This is a genomic window from Trichocoleus sp. DQ-A2 (genome assembly GCF_039961915.1).
In the GTDB taxonomy this organism is placed as follows: domain Bacteria; phylum Cyanobacteriota; class Cyanobacteriia; order Cyanobacteriales; family FACHB-T130; genus FACHB-T130.
The window spans coordinates 78,129-95,620 of sequence record NZ_JAMPKD010000021.1; the positions used below are offsets into that span (position 1 = coordinate 78,129).

The 17,492-nt window shown below is 47.2% G+C and carries 15 protein-coding genes and 1 tRNA gene; 11 read left to right on the forward strand and 5 right to left on the reverse strand.

Annotated features, from left to right (window positions below; genetic code table 11):
* Positions 1-81: 81 nt before the first annotated feature.
* The 7 genes from hisF (at position 82) to NC997_RS19970 (ending at position 7,251) form a co-directional block, all read left to right on the forward strand.
* Positions 82-852 carry an imidazole glycerol phosphate synthase subunit HisF gene (gene hisF, locus NC997_RS19940; RefSeq protein WP_190432715.1) on the forward strand — a complete coding sequence of 257 codons (771 nt, stop codon included), beginning with the start codon at positions 82-84 and terminating at the stop codon, positions 850-852.
* 102 nt (positions 853-954) lie between these two features.
* Entirely contained in the window at positions 955-1,167 is a 213-nt protein-coding gene (locus NC997_RS19945) for a hypothetical protein (protein WP_190525176.1), read from the forward strand.
* 64 nt (positions 1,168-1,231) lie between these two features.
* Positions 1,232-1,304: transfer RNA gene (locus NC997_RS19950), tRNA-Ala, on the forward strand.
* A 468-nt stretch (positions 1,305-1,772) separates the two neighbouring features.
* A complete protein-coding gene (locus NC997_RS19955; protein WP_190525178.1) occupies positions 1,773-4,694 on the forward strand; it encodes a tetratricopeptide repeat protein in 2,922 nt (973 codons plus the stop codon).
* A 180-nt stretch (positions 4,695-4,874) separates the two neighbouring features.
* A complete protein-coding gene (locus NC997_RS19960; RefSeq protein ID WP_190525180.1) occupies positions 4,875-5,033 on the forward strand; it encodes a hypothetical protein in 159 nt (52 codons plus the stop codon).
* Between the two features lie 36 nt (positions 5,034-5,069).
* Positions 5,070-6,215, forward strand: coding sequence for a glycine cleavage system aminomethyltransferase GcvT (gcvT, locus tag NC997_RS19965; protein ID WP_347276047.1), 1,146 nt, complete (start codon positions 5,070-5,072; stop codon positions 6,213-6,215).
* A 4-nt stretch (positions 6,216-6,219) separates the two neighbouring features.
* A complete protein-coding gene (locus NC997_RS19970) occupies positions 6,220-7,251 on the forward strand; it encodes a M28 family peptidase (RefSeq protein ID WP_190525181.1) in 1,032 nt (343 codons plus the stop codon).
* Between the two features lie 74 nt (positions 7,252-7,325).
* Here NC997_RS19970 and NC997_RS19975 read toward each other — a convergent pair whose 3' ends face one another.
* Positions 7,326-8,168, reverse strand: coding sequence for an alpha/beta hydrolase (locus NC997_RS19975; RefSeq protein ID WP_190525183.1), 843 nt, complete (start codon positions 8,166-8,168; stop codon positions 7,326-7,328).
* Positions 8,169-8,252: 84 nt separating this feature from the next.
* On the opposite strand from NC997_RS19975, the gene gcvH reads away from it, so the two are divergent.
* The 3 genes from gcvH to NC997_RS19990 all read left to right on the forward strand — a co-directional run bounded on the left by gcvH (position 8,253) and on the right by NC997_RS19990 (position 12,599).
* Positions 8,253-8,642, forward strand: a complete 390-nt coding sequence (gene gcvH / locus NC997_RS19980; RefSeq protein ID WP_190410762.1) for a glycine cleavage system protein GcvH — start codon at positions 8,253-8,255, stop codon at positions 8,640-8,642.
* A gap of 254 nt (positions 8,643-8,896) precedes the next feature.
* The gene (gene gcvP / locus NC997_RS19985) at positions 8,897-11,845 is read left to right on the forward strand and encodes an aminomethyl-transferring glycine dehydrogenase (RefSeq protein ID WP_190525185.1); all 2,949 of its coding nucleotides are present in this window, start codon (positions 8,897-8,899) and stop codon (positions 11,843-11,845) included.
* Positions 11,846-11,966: 121 nt separating this feature from the next.
* Positions 11,967-12,599 (forward strand): type I restriction enzyme HsdR N-terminal domain-containing protein, encoded by a 633-nt coding sequence (locus NC997_RS19990; RefSeq protein WP_190525187.1) that lies wholly within the window; start codon positions 11,967-11,969, stop codon positions 12,597-12,599.
* A gap of 112 nt (positions 12,600-12,711) precedes the next feature.
* Here the strand turns inward: NC997_RS19990 and NC997_RS19995 are convergent, their stop codons facing one another.
* Both NC997_RS19995 and NC997_RS20000 read right to left on the reverse strand, forming a co-directional pair.
* Complete coding sequence (locus NC997_RS19995) at positions 12,712-15,087, reverse strand: tetratricopeptide repeat protein (RefSeq protein ID WP_190525190.1); 2,376 nt, start codon at positions 15,085-15,087, stop codon at positions 12,712-12,714.
* A 63-nt stretch (positions 15,088-15,150) separates the two neighbouring features.
* Positions 15,151-15,552 carry a hypothetical protein gene (locus tag NC997_RS20000; protein ID WP_199306050.1) on the reverse strand — a complete coding sequence of 134 codons (402 nt, stop codon included), beginning with the start codon at positions 15,550-15,552 and terminating at the stop codon, positions 15,151-15,153.
* Between the two features lie 164 nt (positions 15,553-15,716).
* On the opposite strand from NC997_RS20000, the gene NC997_RS20005 reads away from it, so the two are divergent.
* Positions 15,717-16,229 carry a DUF1648 domain-containing protein gene (locus NC997_RS20005; protein WP_190525192.1) on the forward strand — a complete coding sequence of 171 codons (513 nt, stop codon included), beginning with the start codon at positions 15,717-15,719 and terminating at the stop codon, positions 16,227-16,229.
* A 136-nt stretch (positions 16,230-16,365) separates the two neighbouring features.
* On the opposite strand, the gene NC997_RS20010 is transcribed toward NC997_RS20005, so the two are convergent.
* Positions 16,366-17,241: an NAD(P)-dependent oxidoreductase gene (locus NC997_RS20010; RefSeq protein WP_190525194.1), complete on the reverse strand. Its 876-nt coding sequence runs from the start codon at positions 17,239-17,241 to the stop codon at positions 16,366-16,368.
* Positions 17,242-17,287: 46 nt separating this feature from the next.
* Positions 17,288-17,467 (reverse strand): hypothetical protein, encoded by a 180-nt coding sequence (locus tag NC997_RS20015; protein WP_190428592.1) that lies wholly within the window; start codon positions 17,465-17,467, stop codon positions 17,288-17,290.
* Between the last annotated feature and the right edge of the window lie 25 nt (positions 17,468-17,492).

Sequence of the window (17,492 nt, forward strand, 5' to 3'; positions counted from 1 at the left end):
CAATACCAAGACATGAAGACACAGAAGGTCTAGAGTGTATAGGCTTTCATTATCATTACATCGGGGAACTAGAGGATTGTCATGCTTGCAAAAAGAATACTGCCTTGCTTAGATGTGAAAGCAGGGCGAGTTGTCAAAGGGGTTAACTTTGTCAATCTCCAGGATGCTGGCGATCCGGTGGAACTGGCACAAGCTTATAATCAGGCGGGTGCAGATGAGTTGGTGTTTCTGGATATTACTGCCACTCACGAAGACCGGGGCATCATTCTGGATGTGGTATACCGCACCGCTGAGCAGGTATTTATCCCTCTAACTGTGGGTGGGGGAATTCAATCCTTAGAAAATATTAAACAATTGTTAAGGGCTGGCGCAGACAAAGTCAGCATTAACTCGGCAGCGGTACGCGATCCAGAGTTGATCGATCGGGCGAGCGATCGCTTCGGCAACCAGTGCATCGTGGTAGCAATTGATGCACGGAAACGGCAAGACCCCACCAATCCCGGTTGGGATGTTTACGTGCGGGGTGGGCGGGAAAACACAGGCATTGATGCAATCAATTGGGCGCAAGAAGTCGAGCAACGCGGCGCGGGCGAACTGCTCGTCACCAGTATGGACGCCGATGGAACTAAAGCAGGCTATGACTTAGAGCTTACACGTACCATAGCGGAACAAGTACAAATTCCAGTAATTGCCTCCGGTGGTGCTGGTAACACGAGTCACATTTATGACGCCTTAACGGAAGGGAAAGCAGAAGCTGCCCTGCTGGCTTCCCTCCTGCATTACGGAGAACTCACTGTATCAGAAATTAAAAACTATCTCGCAGAGCATCAGGTGCCAGTGCGGCTTTTGTAAAGGCGAAACTTCTTCCTTCTGGAAGAAGCGGCTTTGGCTTTGTAGCATCAATCTGTTCGGTTGTATATATTAGAATAAAGGAAGTGTTACAAAACGTAAATTATGTTAGTTAGTATTTTAATTTTTGATGTGGCTCTGGTGGCGTGGTCGCTGCACCTGATGCAGGAAGCCTTCGACCAACAGGAGTTCTCCTTAATGCTTGCTGGCACCCTGGTGGCGCTATCCGCAGCCGCTATGCTAGTCGTATATTTCCTGATGAACAGCTACATGGGTTATATCAGCCATCTGGCTCAAAACCCTTGCTCGTTTTATTAATTTATAGTTGCTGTCCTACTTGACGACTTACCAATTTTTAAGGCATAATCATAAAGCACCGTAAGGGGTTATAGCTCAGTTGGTAGAGCACCTCAATGGCATTGAGGGGGTCAGCGGTTCGAATCCGCTTAGCTCCATAAGAATAAACCTCACCCCCAACCCCTCTCCGTTCACTGAGAGGGGCGAAATGGTTTGGCGATCGCGTTTTTTTAATGAACCGCAAAGACGCAAAGGACGCGAAGGAAGAGAGGGAAGAAGGCGATCGCGTCCTCCACAAAACTCATTTTTATTCGTCGTCGTTTTTCATCAGTTGCCAGATTAGGAAGCAGACATCAAGGACTATACCTAATGGGTTGTTGAATAGTCCGATTACTGTTGCTATCAGAAATAGAACAATGTCTCGGCGTTGCTTTGGGGAAAGTTTCATCTTGATTCAACCTGTATTTATTGGGGTTGAATGCAAGATATTTTTGGGGCTGTAGCTGAAAGCAAAGCAGACTGGGCAACTGCTGAAAGCTCGTTATAATAAGCGATAAGCAGTTTGGGGTAGGTGGGAAGTTTAGGGTTATCCCCAAACTTTGTGGCAAAGTTTTTGGACTTAATCTATGGCGCGACGTTCTCTAGGTGATGATGTCAAGGCGCGGGTGAAGCGTCTGTTTGAGGCGTTGCTAGATTATGTTGATGATGAATTTGAGGATGGCGATAAACTCGGAATTGATTTCAACTGGCAAAGCGAGACGCAGTTGGTAATTAGGACAAAGCGGCGCTATCTGGAAGAACTAACTGCAAAAGACAAATACGAAGGTCAGTTAACCCAAGCGCAAGTTCGGGAAGCGCTAAAACGTCTGGAAGATTATTTAAAAGTTTTAGAAGATAACCGTACCTCAATCAGAGGTTCGGAAGATTGGCACTTTACTTTGAAGCTGTGGCACAAACATAAAGAGGCGAATCTGAGGCAATTTGATATTGAGTGGGAAAATAAAAGACCGCCAAAATCTCAAGTTATTGCTAAGAAGATTAAGCTGCAAATCCATGACCTAACCGCTACATCTACTGACCTTAAAACCGTGGAAGGGGAATCAAAATCTGTTGCTAACAATATTCCTCCCAGCGGTGCCAAAGAATTTGTCGGACGCACTGAAGAATTGTTAAAAGTTCACCAGTTGTTGCAGGAAAATAAGCAAGTCGGTATCGCTGCTGTGGCTGGGATGGGTGGCGTGGGTAAAACGGAACTCGCTACTCAGTATGCAAGACAGTATTTATCAAGTTACGCGGGTGGCGTTTGCTGGCTATCTGCACAGGGAAATACGGGAACTGGCATTATTAGGTTTTTCCAGTTGAAATTTGAAATTGACCCACCGCAAGATTGGGAATTAACGGAGCAATTGGAGTTTTGTTGGGAGAAATGGCATCCCGGCAATGTTTTAATTGTGTTAGATGATGTCACCGACTACAAACAACAAGTCAAGCCTTATTTGCCGCCGCCGGAATTATCTCGATTTAAAGTATTGCTGACGACGAGATTTCAGTTTGGGTCATCTTTGCCGCAATTACGGCTAGATGTGCTGAAACCTTTGGCGGCGATGAAGTTATTAGAATCAATAATTGGCAGGGAACGGCTAAAACGCGAAGCTTGGGTAGCGAGAAAACTTTGTGAATGGTTGGGATATTTGCCTTTGGGGTTAGAGTTAGTTGGTAGATATCTGGATCAACAGCCGAATTTGCTGCTGGAGAAACTACTGGCGCGATTGGAAAGAAAGCGACTGGAACACGAAGCGATCCAGAAAGCTGACCCGTTAATGCGTTATGAATTGGGGGTGGCAGCAGCTTTTGATTTGAGTTGGGAACAGTTGGATGATAATGCACAAACTATCGGTGCTTGGCTGAGTTTGTATGCTTTGGCTCCGATTCCTCTATCTTTAGAGATAGAGGATGATGAAGAACAAGAAACCTGGGAAAAAGCGCTAAGCGATTTAATCAGTTTGCACTTGTTACAACACTTGGGGGAAGAAACTTATCGTTTGCATCCGTTGATTCGACAATTTTTCCAACAGAAGTTAAATAAGTCAGCCGAAGCGGAGGAATTGAAACGCCAATTTGCGGCGCTGATGGTAGCAGTGGCAAGGGAAATTCCTCAGCAGCCTACTTGCGAAGATATTATCAATTTCAGTCCGGTAATTCCCCATATAGAAGAAGCGGCTAACTATCTGATTGAATATATTAACGATGAGGATTTAATTTGGTCTTTCACAGGCTTAGGTAGGTTCTATAATGGTCAAGGATTTTATCAGCAGGCAGAACCTTGGTTAAAACAGTGTGTAGAAGTAGTTAAAAGTCGCCTCGGTGCAGAATATCCCGATGTCGCCGCCAGTCTCAACAGCTTAGCTGGTCTCTACTATAGTCAAGGACGCTACAGCGAAGCGGAACCATTGTTTCTGCAAGCACTTGACATCGCTCAAAAAAGTTTGACTGCCGACCATCCCCAAATTGCCATCGGTCTCAACAACTTAGCTGGTCTCTACTATAGTCAAGGACGCTACAGCGAAGCGGAACCATTGTTTCTGCAAGCACTTGACATTGCTCAAAAAAGTCTTCCCCTCAACCATCCCCAAATTGCCACCCATCTCAACAGCTTAGCTGGTCTCTACCGAAGTCAAGGACGCTACAGCGAAGCGGAACCATTGTTTCTGCAAGCACTTGACATCGCTCAAAAAAGTCTTCACCCCGATTATCCCAGTATTGTCATCCATCTCAACAGCTTAGCTTTACTCTACTCTGATCAAGGACGCTACAGCGAAGCGGAACCATTGCTTCTGCAATCACTTGACATCGATAAAAAAAGTCTTCCCCCCGACCATCCCCAAATTGCCACCGATCTCAACAACTTATCTGGTCTCTACTATAGTCAAGGACGCTACAGCGAAGCGGAACCATTGCTTCTGCAAGCACTTGACATCGCTCAAAAAAGTCTTCCCACCAACCATCCCCAAGTTGCTACCGACCTCAACAACTTAGCGGGACTCTACTATAGTCAAGGACGCTACAGCAAAGCGGAACCATTGTTTCTGCAAGCACTTGACATCGATAAAAAAAGTCTTCCCCCCGACCATCCTCAAATTGCCATCCATCTCAACAACTTAGCCAGTCTCTACAAATCTCAAGGACGCTACGGCGAAGCGGAACCATTGTTTCTGCAAGCACTTGACATCGATAAAAAAAGTCTTCTCCCCGACCATCCCCAAATTGCTACCGACCTCCACAACTTAGCTGGTCTCTACTATAGTCAAGGATGCTACGGCGAAGCGGAACCATTGTTGCTGCAAGCGATTGAAATTTGTCACCGTAGCTTAGGAGATAATCATCCGAATACGGTGAAATTTAAAGGAAATTTTGCAATTTTTTTAGAGGCAAGAAATGTGGAGAATCGGTTTAATATAGAGGCGTTGCGGGAGCATCCTTTGGGTGAGCAAATATTGGCACAATTGATAGCAATGATGGAAGAATCTGAGGATAATTCGCCAGGATGAGAGCGATCGCATCTGGGACATCCTGGGAACCCAATATACCCTGGCGAATGTAATTCGCGGCTATACAAACAACAAAGTCCGCCTACGCGGACTAATAAATTTTATTTAACCCGCGAAGGCGGGTTTCGTCTGTGTAGCTGCGATTTCCAATCGCCAAGCTACAAAAATTAGAAGCACTGGGTGAAAGCGCGAACTGACAAATCAGCGCTTCGCGATCGCATCCACCACATCAAGAGAGTGCGAACTGACAAGTCAGCGCTTCGCGATCGCATCACCACATCAAGAGAGTGCGATCGCTACCTGCCGTTTTATACTGCTCAAGCAAGAAGCATCCCGTAGGATAAAAGATATCCACCTGCGACGGAATGACTATCTGTGGCTAAGTCAGAAGAATTGCATCCAGAGACGGCGCTTGCCCGTACTCCCCTATATGAACTTGCCCTAGAACAAAAAGCCCGATTGACTGCCTTTTCCGGCTGGGAAATGCCCGTACAATACACCGGAATCGGACAAGAACACTTGGCAGTCCGCACCACAGCGGGAATGTTCGATATCTCCCACATGGGGAAATTTACCTTCAAAGGGAAACAGCTAATTTCGTACTTACAGCCTCTCGTTCCCTCAGATTTGAGCCGCCTGAAAGCTGGTGAATCTCAGTACACCGTCCTGCTGAATTCTCACGGCGGCATTTTGGACGACATTATCTTCTATTATCAGGGCGAAGATGCAGACGGCGAGCAGCGGGGAGCAATGATTGTCAACGCCGCCACTCGATCTAGAGACAAAGCATGGCTGTTTGCCCAACTGGAATCTTCTCAAATTGATTTCGAGGATCTTTCCCTAGCAAAAGTTTTGATTGCCGTTCAGGGATCACAAGCAATTGCATATCTTCAAGAATTTGTCAAGGAAGACCTGACGCCGATTAAGGCATTTGGACATTTGGAAGCAACCGTCTTGAATGAGCCAGCTTTCATCGCCCGGACTGGGTACACCGGAGAGGATGGATTTGAAGTCATGGTAGACCCAGAAGTGGGGGTAGACTTGTGGCGCAGTCTCTTTACGGCTGGCGTCGTACCCTGCGGACTCGGTTCCAGAGACACCTTGCGCCTGGAAGCGGCAATGGGCCTCTACGGGCAAGATATGGACGAAAGCACCACCCCTTTAGAAGCTGGATTGGGTTGGCTGGTTCATCTGGATACGAAAGGCGATTTTATCGGACGTCCAGTCTTAGAAAAACAGAAGGCAAATGGCGTAGAACGACGCTTAGTCGGACTGCAAATGCAAGGGCGTTTTATTGCGCGTCATGGCTACCCGGTGCTATCCAAAGGTGAAGCCATCGGCGTCGTCACCAGCGGCACCTTAGCACCAACGGTAGGGCAACCCATCGCCCTCGCCTATGTTCCTCCGAATCTGGCTCAGATTGGTCAGGAATTGGAGGTAGAAATCCGGGGCAAAGCTTATCCAGCCGTTGTCGTTAAAAAACCTTTTTATCGCTCCCCCAGCCGTCTCCCCAGCAAGTAAATTTATGGCGCGAGGTGGATGGATAAGGTGGTTGGTGAATCGGGCGGCATTAATTAGGCTTGCCATCATTGGCATTCTTCTGGGCGTAGCCGCTTGGGCGTGGTTTACATCGATTTGGATGCCCGGAGTCAGTTACCAAGCTGCATTGCCGCTGCTGACTCCCCAGGAGGAAACGCTGCGAGATGCCCTCCGGCAAGATGTGGAAAAGATTGCCGGTGAACTGGGAGAACATAACTTCTCGAACTATAAGAATCTAGCGGCGGCGGCTGATTTCTTGGAAGTATCTTTGAGCAATGCTGGCTACAAAGTTCAACGCCAAGGATACAAAATTGCTGAGAACACTTATTACAACCTAGAAGCCGAGATTGCTGGGACAAATCGAGCCGACGAGATTGTGGTGATAGGGGGTCACTATGACTCTGTATTTGGGAGTCCCGGTGCCAATGATAACGGCACGGGTGCCGCAGCCGTCCTAGAGTTAGCGCGTGCCTTTGTTGGAAAAAAGACTTCCCGAACTCTGCGCTTCGTTGAGTTTGTGAATGAGGAACCGCCATTTTTCCAGACTGCGGAGATGGGAAGCGTTGTTTATGCCAAACGCTGCCGCAACGCGGGTGACAATATTGTTGCCATGCTCAGTTTGGAAACAATCGGCTACTACTCCGACAAGCCAGGAACCCAGAAATACCCATTTCCTTTGAGCCTGTTTTATCCCTCACAGGGTAACTTTATTGCCTTTGTGAGCAACCCAACCTCTGCTGATTTGTTGAGGAAAGCGATCGCATCTTTCCGTCGTCATGCGAAGTTCCCCTCCGAAGGTGCCGCCCTCCCCGAAAGGATTCCCGGCGTCGGCTGGTCGGATCAATGGTCTTTCTGGCAGCAAGGTTATCCCGGCATCATCGTCACAGACACCGCACCCTCCCGTTACCCCTACTATCACACTTCACAAGATACCCCCGATAAAATTGATTACGACCGTTTGGCGCGGGTGGTAGCGGGATTAGAGGGCGTTGTTGCAGACTTGGCGGGGAGTCAGTAATCAAGGTTATTTGCACGGCTTCAAGCGATCGCTCTTTCAGTCAAGCCTGCTGGAAGTGTCCCTATCCCCAGGCTTCAGCCTCTGGGCAGATTGCGCTGAAACTGCTCTACCAACTGGGCAAACTCCCGCACAGCTTTCTCAGACTGCTGTGCCGCAACCCAGCCAAAGTCATTGTGACCTGCCTCATCCACCCATAAAAAGCGCTTCGGTTCGTTAGCAGCCGCAAAAAGTTGCTCCCCGTGCCAAAAGGGAATCACTTCATCCCGTCTCCCGTGCATGACCAAGACTGGGCAACGCACCTTTTTTATCTTGTCGAGATTGCGGAACCGATCAAACGGCACAATCGGGATGCGCGTCAGCACTCGAAACGCTGTAATAAACGCACTTTCCACAATTAAACCCGCAAGCGGTTGACGAGAAGCCAAATCCACCGCTGGCCCACTTCCCACCGAACGCCCATAGGCAATAATTCGATTCGGTGGCACACCCAGCTGCTGAGTCAGATAAGTATAAGCAGCGTCGATATCCCAATAAGAATTGCGCTCGGTAGGCGTTCCCTGACTGGTTCCGTAGCCGCGATAATCGTAGGCGAAGACCGCAAAGCCCATGTCCCGCAAACCTTGACGCACCGATAGCACATCAAATAAGTCTTCGGCGTTACCGTGACTATATAAAATTGTGTAAGTGGCATTGGGATTAGGCAGATAGGCTGCCGAGATTTGCACGCCATCCGCTGTGGTTAGCTTGAGAATCTCGTTACTGTCCCGATAGCTGGACGGCTGGGGCACAAAAATCATCCTATCGGAAAAGAAATAGGCGTAGAAGCAAAGAAAAGCGTAGATGAAGATGGCAGAGCGCATAAGTCTTTTTACAGAAAATTCACCGAAAAGCAGGCGCTTAAGCTTTTTCTTATCCATAATGTTTCTGATATTACGGTTTGAAGCTGTAAACTTAATGGCTGGTTAAAGCTATTTGAGCGCGTATTTGAGGAAGGAAGTGCAATGGCTCTGGAATATCCTGAAGACCTAAAATATCTGGATTCTCACGAGTATGTGCGACTGGAGGGTGAAATTGCCACAATTGGCATCAGCGCCTTTGCAATCGATCAGCTGGGCGATATTGTATTTCTGGATTTGCCAGAAATCGGCGACGCCCTCTCAAAGGGAGAGAGTTTTGGGACAATTGAATCGGTGAAAGCCGTTGAAGATATGTATGCCCCAGTCAGCGGAACCGTTATAGAACGCAATACTGCCATCGTGGAAGCTCCGGAACACGTGGCGGAAGATCCTTACGGCGAAGGATGGTTTTTAAAAGTTCGGATTAACGACCCTGATGAGCTGGATGAAGCTTTATCGGCGGATGAGTATCGTTCGCAGGTGGAAGGAGAGTAGCTCGGGACTTACCCACTGCAAGCTTGAAACCTAGATCCCCCTACTACCCCGATAAATTCGGGGGAATCGGAAAAGTCCCCCAACGCATTGGGGGATTTCGGGGGATCTCTGCGTAAGTCCTATTGGTAATTCCTTCCAAAATCTAAAATCTAAAATCGCGGTAACTTCGAGACGCGGCAAATCGGTGTTTCTACAGCGCCTGACCCCGAAAAATTATTGCAAAATATGAAATAGTCGCGTCTGGAGAGCAACCTGTGGTAATTTCTATCCCTCATACCGAGTCTAGCCGTCAGCATCTGCTAGAAGAAATGGGAGAGCCGATTTCTTTTGTACAGAGACATATCGGCCCTAGCCCGGATGAAGTCCAGCAAATGCTTGAGGTATTGGGGATCTCGACCCTAGATGCCTTAATCGACCAAACGATACCGCAGGCAATCCGGCGATCGCGTTCTCTGAATGGAGCAACTCCGAAAACAGATTCGCTCCAGCTTCCCCCAGCCCAGAGTGAGTACGCAGCGCTGAGTCGATTGAAAGCGATCGCTTCCAAAAATCAGGTGTTTCGCTCATTGATTGGCATGGGTTATTCCGGCTGCATTACCCCGCCAGTCATTCAACGGAATATTTTAGAAAACCCCGGCTGGTACACCGCCTACACCCCCTATCAGCCAGAAATTGCCCAAGGGCGGCTAGAGGCACTGCTGAATTTCCAGACAATGATTATTGACTTGACAGGTCTGGAAATTGCCAATGCTTCCTTACTCGATGAAGCAACCGCAGCCGCAGAAGCGATGACGATGAGTTATAGCCTCTGTAAAACCAAGGCAAACGCCTTTTTTGTCTCCAGCGCCTGCCATCCCCAAACGATCGAAGTATTGCAAACACGGGCGAGACCGCTGGGCATTAAGGTTATTGTCGGCACTCATCAGAACTTTGATTTTGAGCAAGCAATTTTTGGGGCAATCCTGCAATATCCTGCCACGGATGGCACGATATACGATTATCGGAGTTTTGTAGAAAAAGCTCATGCAGCGGGTGCTTTAGTCACCGTGGCAGCAGATCCCTTAAGCCTAACTTTGCTGACACCACCGGGAGAATTTGGCGCAGATATTGCGGTAGGAAGCACTCAGCGGTTTGGAATCCCCCTCGGATACGGGGGACCTCATGCAGCCTACTTTGCCACCAAGGAAGAGTATAAGCGGCAGGTGCCGGGGCGGATCGTCGGAGTCTCCAAGGATGCTAACGGCAAGCCAGCGCTGCGTTTAGCTTTGCAAACCCGCGAACAGCATATCCGGCGTGATAAAGCGACCAGTAATATTTGTACCGCGCAAGTTCTCCTGGCGGTGATGGCGAGTATGTATGCCGTTTACCACGGGTCAGCGGGACTGAAAAAAATTGCCCAGAATATTCATCAGCTAACGGGAATTCTGGCGTCAGGATTGAAGCGGCTGGGGTACGGCATCGGTGCAGAGCAATTTTTTGATACGTTGCGGGTTGAATTACGCGATCGCACTCTCGAAGACATTCTCGCAGATGCCCAAGCTCGTCAGATTAATCTGCGGATTCTGGATGGAAATACTGTCGGAATCAGCTTGGACGAAACCACGACCGTACAGGACTTGCAAGACCTATTTGAAATTTTCGCCGGGACGCATGAGTTGCCCTTTACGGTGGAAGAGTTGGGTAAGGGCATAACCCCGTCCCTAAAAGAGGGTCCCTTTGCCCGTAAAAGCAGCTATTTAACTCATCCAGTCTTTAACCGCTATCACTCGGAAACCGAGTTATTGCGCTACTTGTACCGTCTACAGGCAAAAGACTTGTCGCTGACAACTTCCATGATTCCCTTGGGTTCATGCACGATGAAGCTGAATGCGACTGCGGAAATGATCCCGGTAACGTGGGCAGAATTTGGCAAAATTCATCCTTTTGCCCCCCATTCGCAAACGCGGGGTTATCAAATTCTGTTCCAGCAGCTTGAAGCGTGGTTAGCTGAAATCACCGGCTTTGCGGGCATTTCTCTGCAACCAAATGCCGGATCTCAAGGCGAATATGCGGGACTGTTAGTGATTCGTCAGTATCACGAAAGTCGCGGGGAAGAACATCGGAATGTCTGTCTGATTCCCCAATCAGCCCACGGGACAAATCCTGCCAGTGCGGTAATGTGTGGGATGAAAGTGGTCGCGATCGCTTGCGACGATCGAGGCAATATTGATGTGGACGATCTCAAAGCGAAAGCTGAGAAGCATCGCAATGAACTCGCCGCTTTGATGGTGACATATCCTTCGACTCACGGCGTTTTTGAGGAACCGATTAAAGAAATCTGCAATATCATCCACGCCAACGGCGGACAAGTTTACATGGACGGGGCGAATATGAACGCCCAAGTCGGTTTGTGCCGTCCGGGAGACTTTGGGGCAGATGTTTGTCACTTAAACCTGCACAAAACCTTCTGTATCCCCCACGGCGGCGGTGGGCCAGGAATGGGGCCAATTGGGGTAATGCCGCATCTCGTGCCATTTTTACCGGGGCACTCGGTTGTCCCAACTGGCGGCGAACAAGGCATCGGTGCCGTTGCAGCCGCACCTTGGGGGAGTGCAAGCATCCTCCCCATTTCTTGGATGTACATCGCCATGATGGGGTCGGCAGGCTTAACAGAAGCGACAAAAGTAGCGATTCTCAATGCCAACTATATTGCCCGTCGCTTAGAAACTTTCTATCCCGTTTTGTACAAAGGGCAGAATGGTTTGGTGGCGCACGAGTGTATTTTAGATTTGCGATCGCTTAAAAAGTCTGCGGGTATCGAAGTGGATGACATTGCCAAGCGCTTAATGGACTATGGTTTCCACGCCCCTACCGTTTCTTGGCCTGTAGCGGGTACGGTGATGGTAGAACCCACAGAAAGCGAATCAAAGGAAGAACTGGATCGTTTCTGCGATGCCATGATCTCAATTCGTCAAGAAATTGCCGAAATTGAATCGGGTAAGATGGACGCTCAAGATAATGTCTTGAAGAATGCCCCTCACACCGCAGAAGCTTTAATGACTTCCGAGTGGAATCATCCCTATTCCCGCGAACAAGCTGCTTATCCTGCGCCGTGGACGAGAGAACACAAGTTCTGGCCTACTGTCGGACGCATTGATAATGCTTTTGGCGATCGCAATTTTGTTTGCGCTTGTCTCCCGATGGAAGCTTATTCACAAGGCTAGTCCATTTAGGCTGACATCAAGTAGGGGTTTCTCTGGTTAGTAGCGAGAAACCCCTATTTTCGTTATTAGTTATTAATCGCTACAATTAATTCATAAAATAACGCTGATAACTAATAGCCGTATGGTTCAAACTATTCAAGCTAAGGATATTACCCTTCGAGGTTTAGAAAGCGAATTTGGTTTGTTACCTTCTAAAAATAATAATTTTTTTACTGAATGGGTAGATAATTTACCTCAAATTACCTCTGAGGAGCAGCATTTTTTAGACGGAGTCAAAGAGGAATATCTACATTTAATCGAACGTCGCCCGATGCTAGAAGATTTAGTAAAAATGGTAGTCCTTTCTCCATTGCTGAAACTAGCTGGTTTTTATCGTCCACCTTATGAAATTGAAACAGAAAAATCTGTAACGATTTCAGATGAAGATGAAGACGGAGTTATAGTGCAGGGGAAAATTGATATTTTAGTTTTACAAAGTGACCTATGGGTGGTAGTTATCGAGTCTAAAAGACCGCTATTTTCTTTAGATATAGCGATACCTCAAATACTTGCTTATATGTTAGCTAATCCTCATTCTAATAAACCAACATTTGGCTTTATCAGCAATGGCAGTCATTTCAGATTTATAAAACTCACCAAGCAAGACACGCCCCAGTACGCCTTATCGGATGAATTTACGCTTTATCGGCGAGGGAATGAGTTATATAGTGTTCTGAGTATCTTAAAGCGATTGGGTGAATTGGTGGTAAGGTAGCGATCGCATTTAATAATTTGAACTGCAAAGACGCGCTAGTGCAGCGAAGGCGATCGCATCTTTTTTTAAACCGCATAGGCGCAGAGGACGTAAAAGGGGTATCGTCCTTGACTCATCGTTGCCTGAGAAAGGTGTGTAGCAGTCGCCATAGGCGATAAACCCATCGCAATAAAAAGCCGACTATAGCTTTTGGCAAACTCATCCAAATATTAGTCTTCCTGGAAAGGCTTTGAATTGCATTCTCAGCATTTTGGACATTTGCATCCAATCCCATTGTTTGATACAGATCGTGGGCATTTTGGTAAGCAGCAATGGCTTCTGATTTTCGACCAAGCTTTGCTAAGGTAATTCCTAAATTAAATAAAGAAGCCGCTTCCCCATTGCGAGCGCCTATCTCTTGGAATATTGCCAGGGACTGCTCATAGTAATCAATTGCTGGTGGGTATTGTCCTAGAGAATCGTAAGCCATGCCCAAATTTATGAGAGAAGTCGCCTCTCCCTTGCGATCGCCAATCTCCCGATTTATTGCCAGAGACTGCTGATAGTAATCAATTGCTTGTGGGTATTGTCCCAGAGAATCGTAAGCCATGCCCAAACTTATGAGAGAATTCGCTTCCCCATTGCGAGCGCCTATCTCCCGTTTTATTGCCAGGGACTGCTTATGGTAATCAATGGCGAGTGGGTACTGTCCCAGAGAATTGGAAGCAATGCCCAAATTGCCGAGAGAAGCCGCTTCCCCATTGCGATCGCCAATCTCTCGGAATATTGCCAGGGACTGCTCATAGTAATCAATTACTTTTTGGTATTGTCCCAGAGAATCGTAAGCAATGCCCAAACCTATGAGAGAAGTCGCTTCCCCATTGCGATCGCCAATCGCCCGTTTTATTGCCAAAGACTGTTGATAGTAATCAATTGCTTTTTGGTATTCTCCTAGGGAACGGTAAGCATTGCCCAAATTACCGAGAGAATTCACTTCTCCATTGCGATCGCCAATTTCCCGTGTTATTGCCAGGGACTGCTGATGGTAATCAATTGCTTTTTGGTATTGTCCCAGAGCATCGTAAGCAATGCCCAAATTATTGAGAGAAGTCGCTTCTCCATCGGGATTGCCAATTTCCTGTGTTATTGCCAGAGACTGCTGATGGTAATCAATTGCTTTTTGGTATTGTCCCAGAGAACGGTAAGCATTGCCCAAGCTAGTTAGAGAAGCTGCGAATTTCCGCCTGTCGGAGTTATTTTGCTGCCATGTTTCAACTAACTTTCCGTACAGTTCAACTAGGTCAGTGTTGTAACCTCGTAAAGTTAGAAAATAGTCACACAGGCGAATAGTCTTGAAGGCGTCATCATACTCTCCCAACTGATAGCAGTGATAGAAAACTTCTAGGTATTCTGCTACATCACTTTTTGTCTGCCAGGGTTCTGATTTTGCATTTTCTTTGTAGTATGCGATCGCTTTTTGGTGCGCCTCGGTTAGATCGCCCGCCTTTTGCTTGACATACACCAAAATGAACGGGTGAAACTGAAACCATCGCCCTCCGTTCTTGTCCCTTTCCTCCTGCAACAGAGAACATCTAGCCAACTGCCTTAAATCTTGCTCCGATACATTCTCTCCTGGCAACTGGGCATCTGCTGCGGCTGTATTGAAAGGAATCCGATAGACACTCAAATTTAGTAGCAGTCTTTGCAACTTGTCACTAAGGCGGTTAAAGCTGGCATCTAACACCAGGCGCATCCAGATATCAATGTTGCCCCGGTGCAACCCTTTCAGCTTCTCGTCAGTCACTAGCTGGGCTACGTCAGCCAAACCATACCTCTGCAAGTGACTAATCTGCGGATCTGATTCCTCCTCTGCCCGCAAAAAACCTGCAACCAGCGTCAGCAGCAAGGGATGTCCCTCTGCCTTTTTCGCAAAATCTAGCAATTCTGTCTCAGTCCCCAGAATCCCCAAAGCCCCTAACAAATTAGCCCCCTCTGCTGGTAACAATCCCGGCAAAGGAAGCCATTGCAACTTAATTTCTGGCAAATCCGGGCGTTCCCGCGTCGTTACCAGAATGACACTCTTACCGCCACATCCCAACCAGCCGTGAAAAAACTGCTCGTAAATAGCATCCAACCATTGCCCATTTTGTTGCAGCAAACTTTCCAGGTTGTCTATGACAAGTAAATACCGCCCCTCCCGCAGATGGTTCACCAACGCATCCACCAGCGACAATTCTGGAATTGCCTCCACAGTTGACGAGGAAAGCCCCAACCGCAGCAAAACTCGTCGCGCCAACTCGCTAAAAGTCACGCGGCGGCTGACATCTACCCAGAATTTTTTATCAAACTCAGCCCTATCTTCTTCGTAGATTTTGGCAGCCAGAGTAGATTTGCCAAAGCCACCCAAACCCGTAATGCCAATCAGCCGGATATTTCCATCCGCCATCCATCCCCCGATTTTCTGCCGTTCCTCCGTGCGCCCTTGCCAATAATCCAAGCTAGGGCGCATTTCATCGAGGTTCGGTGTTTTTTGAACGGGTTGAGGGTTTGTTCCCTGGTTGACTACCAGCAGTCAGGGGTTATTGATAACGTCACCAATATGCCCAACTGTATCAGCTTTGACTTGATAGCCTTTACTGCTGTCGTAGTTACTCTGATTCATGCTGCTGTTGTCTTCCAGGTTGCTGCCATTAATTTCTCTGGCAAGTGCTTGAATCTCTTGGGCAAAGGTTGGCTCTTTATCCATGCAAGCCTGCAAATATTCAGTAACCTGCACTAATTCGGACTTCGAGCCTTGCTCAACGGCTTTAATGGCTCTTTCTGCCTCCGGATTACCCCATAATTGATTCCAAATCTTCTGCCGTAGCAGATTTAACTTTTCAATGGCGATTTCCGTCAACTTACCAGCGCCACCTTCTATCATTCCGCCAAAGGCAATTTCTGCAATCTTTGCTGCTGTAAATTCCAGTACCATCTGTCACAGGTTGGCTATGCTTGCCATTTGGTTGTAGCCCATCAACCCTCTATCTGCCAATGTTAAGATTGATGGCTTTACTAACTTTTCTCTAATTAAGGCAATTGACTTTAGAGATAAACTGTGTTTTAAATATATGCCGTTCTCACCTAGCAATTAAGCCTATGACTAGGAATCCATCGAATCAACGACCGATTTTGACAATAGCGCGATCGCCTATTAGTTGGGTATTAGAAATAGCCGCTGTTGTAGGGATTTTCTGCATCATTGTAATCACCCTGCAATCTTGGGCAAATCTACCCAACAGTATTCCCATCCATTTTGAGATGGGAGGCAAACCAGATGCTACGGGTAGCAAAAAATTAATCTGGCTTTTCCCCAGCTTAGCGATTTTACTTTATGTAGCGTTTACAGTGCTGCGTCAGTTTCCTCATACCTTTAATTATATTTGGGGGATTACAGAGCAGAATGTCGCTAAACAATATCAGCTAGCTCTTAATTTATTAGACTGGAATAAGGCAGAAATTATGTGGGTACTTGCATTTATAGAATGGCAAATTATCCAGATAAGTTTGGGACATTCTGCTGAATTAATCATCGATTTTTTCCTTGTAGTAATGACGCTGCTTTTGGTCACAAATGGGCTGTATTTTTGGCAAGCCTATCAATCTCGTTAGTGAATATTTTTACTACTCAATATGTACATTTCATAAGCCACTTGAACTTATTCCTGCCTGCCTCCGGCACCCCTCTCCGCCTGCGGAGAGGGGCTGGGGGTGAGGTTCCAAATGACAACTGTTTAAACAATTAATCTCAAACCTTCTCCCGCAATGCCGCTAATTCTTCCCGTACAGATAAAGGCGAGTATCCTAATTCAAAAGCCTTTGAACTATCTAAAGAAACATCCGTTGGTCTTGGTGCAGCCATTCTCACATCTTCTTGTCGGCAAGATTTAAGCCCCCCTTCAGGAAGTTGCAACACTTCCACTAATAAACGTCCGAACTCATAGCGCGATATCCGCTCTTTTCCGCCCAAATGAAGGCGTCCGTTTACTTTCTCCAATGTCAATAAAAGCCCTTTTGCTGCCATTGTTCCGCTAACTGGCGTTCGGAATTCATCGATAAATAAACTTAATTCTTTCCCCTCTCTCAGCATTTCGATAAATGGCTGCATAAAACTTGTGGCGGTAGGCGTTGCCATCCCATACATTAAAGGCATTCGGCAAACAGCAGTCATCGGATAACGTTCTAACATCCCTTCCTCCGCCATCACTTTTTGCTCCCCGTAAACATTGACAGGAGACACGGGATCTGCTTCCCGGTAGGGAGGGTTTAAACCATCGAAAACTAAGTCAGTTGAAGTGAAAACGCAAGGAATCGAAGCATCCGCACAAAGTCCGGCAATATTACTAGATACAGTGACATTAATCGGGTAGGATTCATCAGGATATTGTTGGCAAAAATTAGGTTGCGATCGCGCGGCGGTATGAATCACTCCATCTGGCTGAATTTCTTGGAACAGATGCTTGAGTTCCTGATAATCTTTTAACTCAACTTTCAGCAAATTTACGCCAGGAATCGCTAGAGAATGAGAAAAATAAGTTCCATAAACCTCCCATTCTGGTTGTGCTAGTTGGCAAAGATGCCATCCTAAAAAACCACTGGCACCTGTAACTAAGAGTTTTTTCATCGGATTCCCAAACCTGTCATATAAGCCCACAAGCTTCCGCCAGGGGCTAAACCAACCAAGCCTGCGATCGCAGGCGAAAATCTCTGGAAGCGTTAACCGCAGCCAAAGTCCGCGAAAGCGTACCCTTGAAGGTGACGACTGCTAACTCAGAACAAAAGCATCGTAGCTCATCCTTTAAGATACTAAGGGCAGTTTTGTAGAACCTGACCCTCGGTGTATCGTTCATCACTTGTGAGTACGCGCTATGCAGT

Bases quoted from the DNA above. Each gene is read 5' to 3' on its own strand.
- hisF (WP_190432715.1), top strand. From the start codon at position 82: ATGCTTGCAAAAAGAATACTGCCTTGCTTAGATGTGAAAGCAGGGCGA.
- NC997_RS19945 (WP_190525176.1), top strand. From the start codon at position 955: ATGTTAGTTAGTATTTTAATTTTTGATGTGGCTCTGGTGGCGTGGTCG.
- NC997_RS19955 (WP_190525178.1), top strand. From the start codon at position 1,773: ATGGCGCGACGTTCTCTAGGTGATGATGTCAAGGCGCGGGTGAAGCGT.
- NC997_RS19970 (WP_190525181.1), top strand. From the start codon at position 6,220: ATGGCGCGAGGTGGATGGATAAGGTGGTTGGTGAATCGGGCGGCATTA.
- NC997_RS19975 (WP_190525183.1), bottom strand. From the start codon at position 8,168: ATGGATAAGAAAAAGCTTAAGCGCCTGCTTTTCGGTGAATTTTCTGTA.
- gcvH (WP_190410762.1), top strand. From the start codon at position 8,253: ATGGCTCTGGAATATCCTGAAGACCTAAAATATCTGGATTCTCACGAG.
- NC997_RS19990 (WP_190525187.1), top strand. From the start codon at position 11,967: ATGGTTCAAACTATTCAAGCTAAGGATATTACCCTTCGAGGTTTAGAA.
- NC997_RS19995 (WP_190525190.1), bottom strand. From the start codon at position 15,087: ATGCGCCCTAGCTTGGATTATTGGCAAGGGCGCACGGAGGAACGGCAG.
- NC997_RS20000 (WP_199306050.1), bottom strand. From the start codon at position 15,552: ATGGTACTGGAATTTACAGCAGCAAAGATTGCAGAAATTGCCTTTGGC.
- NC997_RS20005 (WP_190525192.1), top strand. From the start codon at position 15,717: ATGACTAGGAATCCATCGAATCAACGACCGATTTTGACAATAGCGCGA.
- NC997_RS20010 (WP_190525194.1), bottom strand. From the start codon at position 17,241: ATGAAAAAACTCTTAGTTACAGGTGCCAGTGGTTTTTTAGGATGGCAT.
- NC997_RS20015 (WP_190428592.1), bottom strand. From the start codon at position 17,467: ATGAACGATACACCGAGGGTCAGGTTCTACAAAACTGCCCTTAGTATC.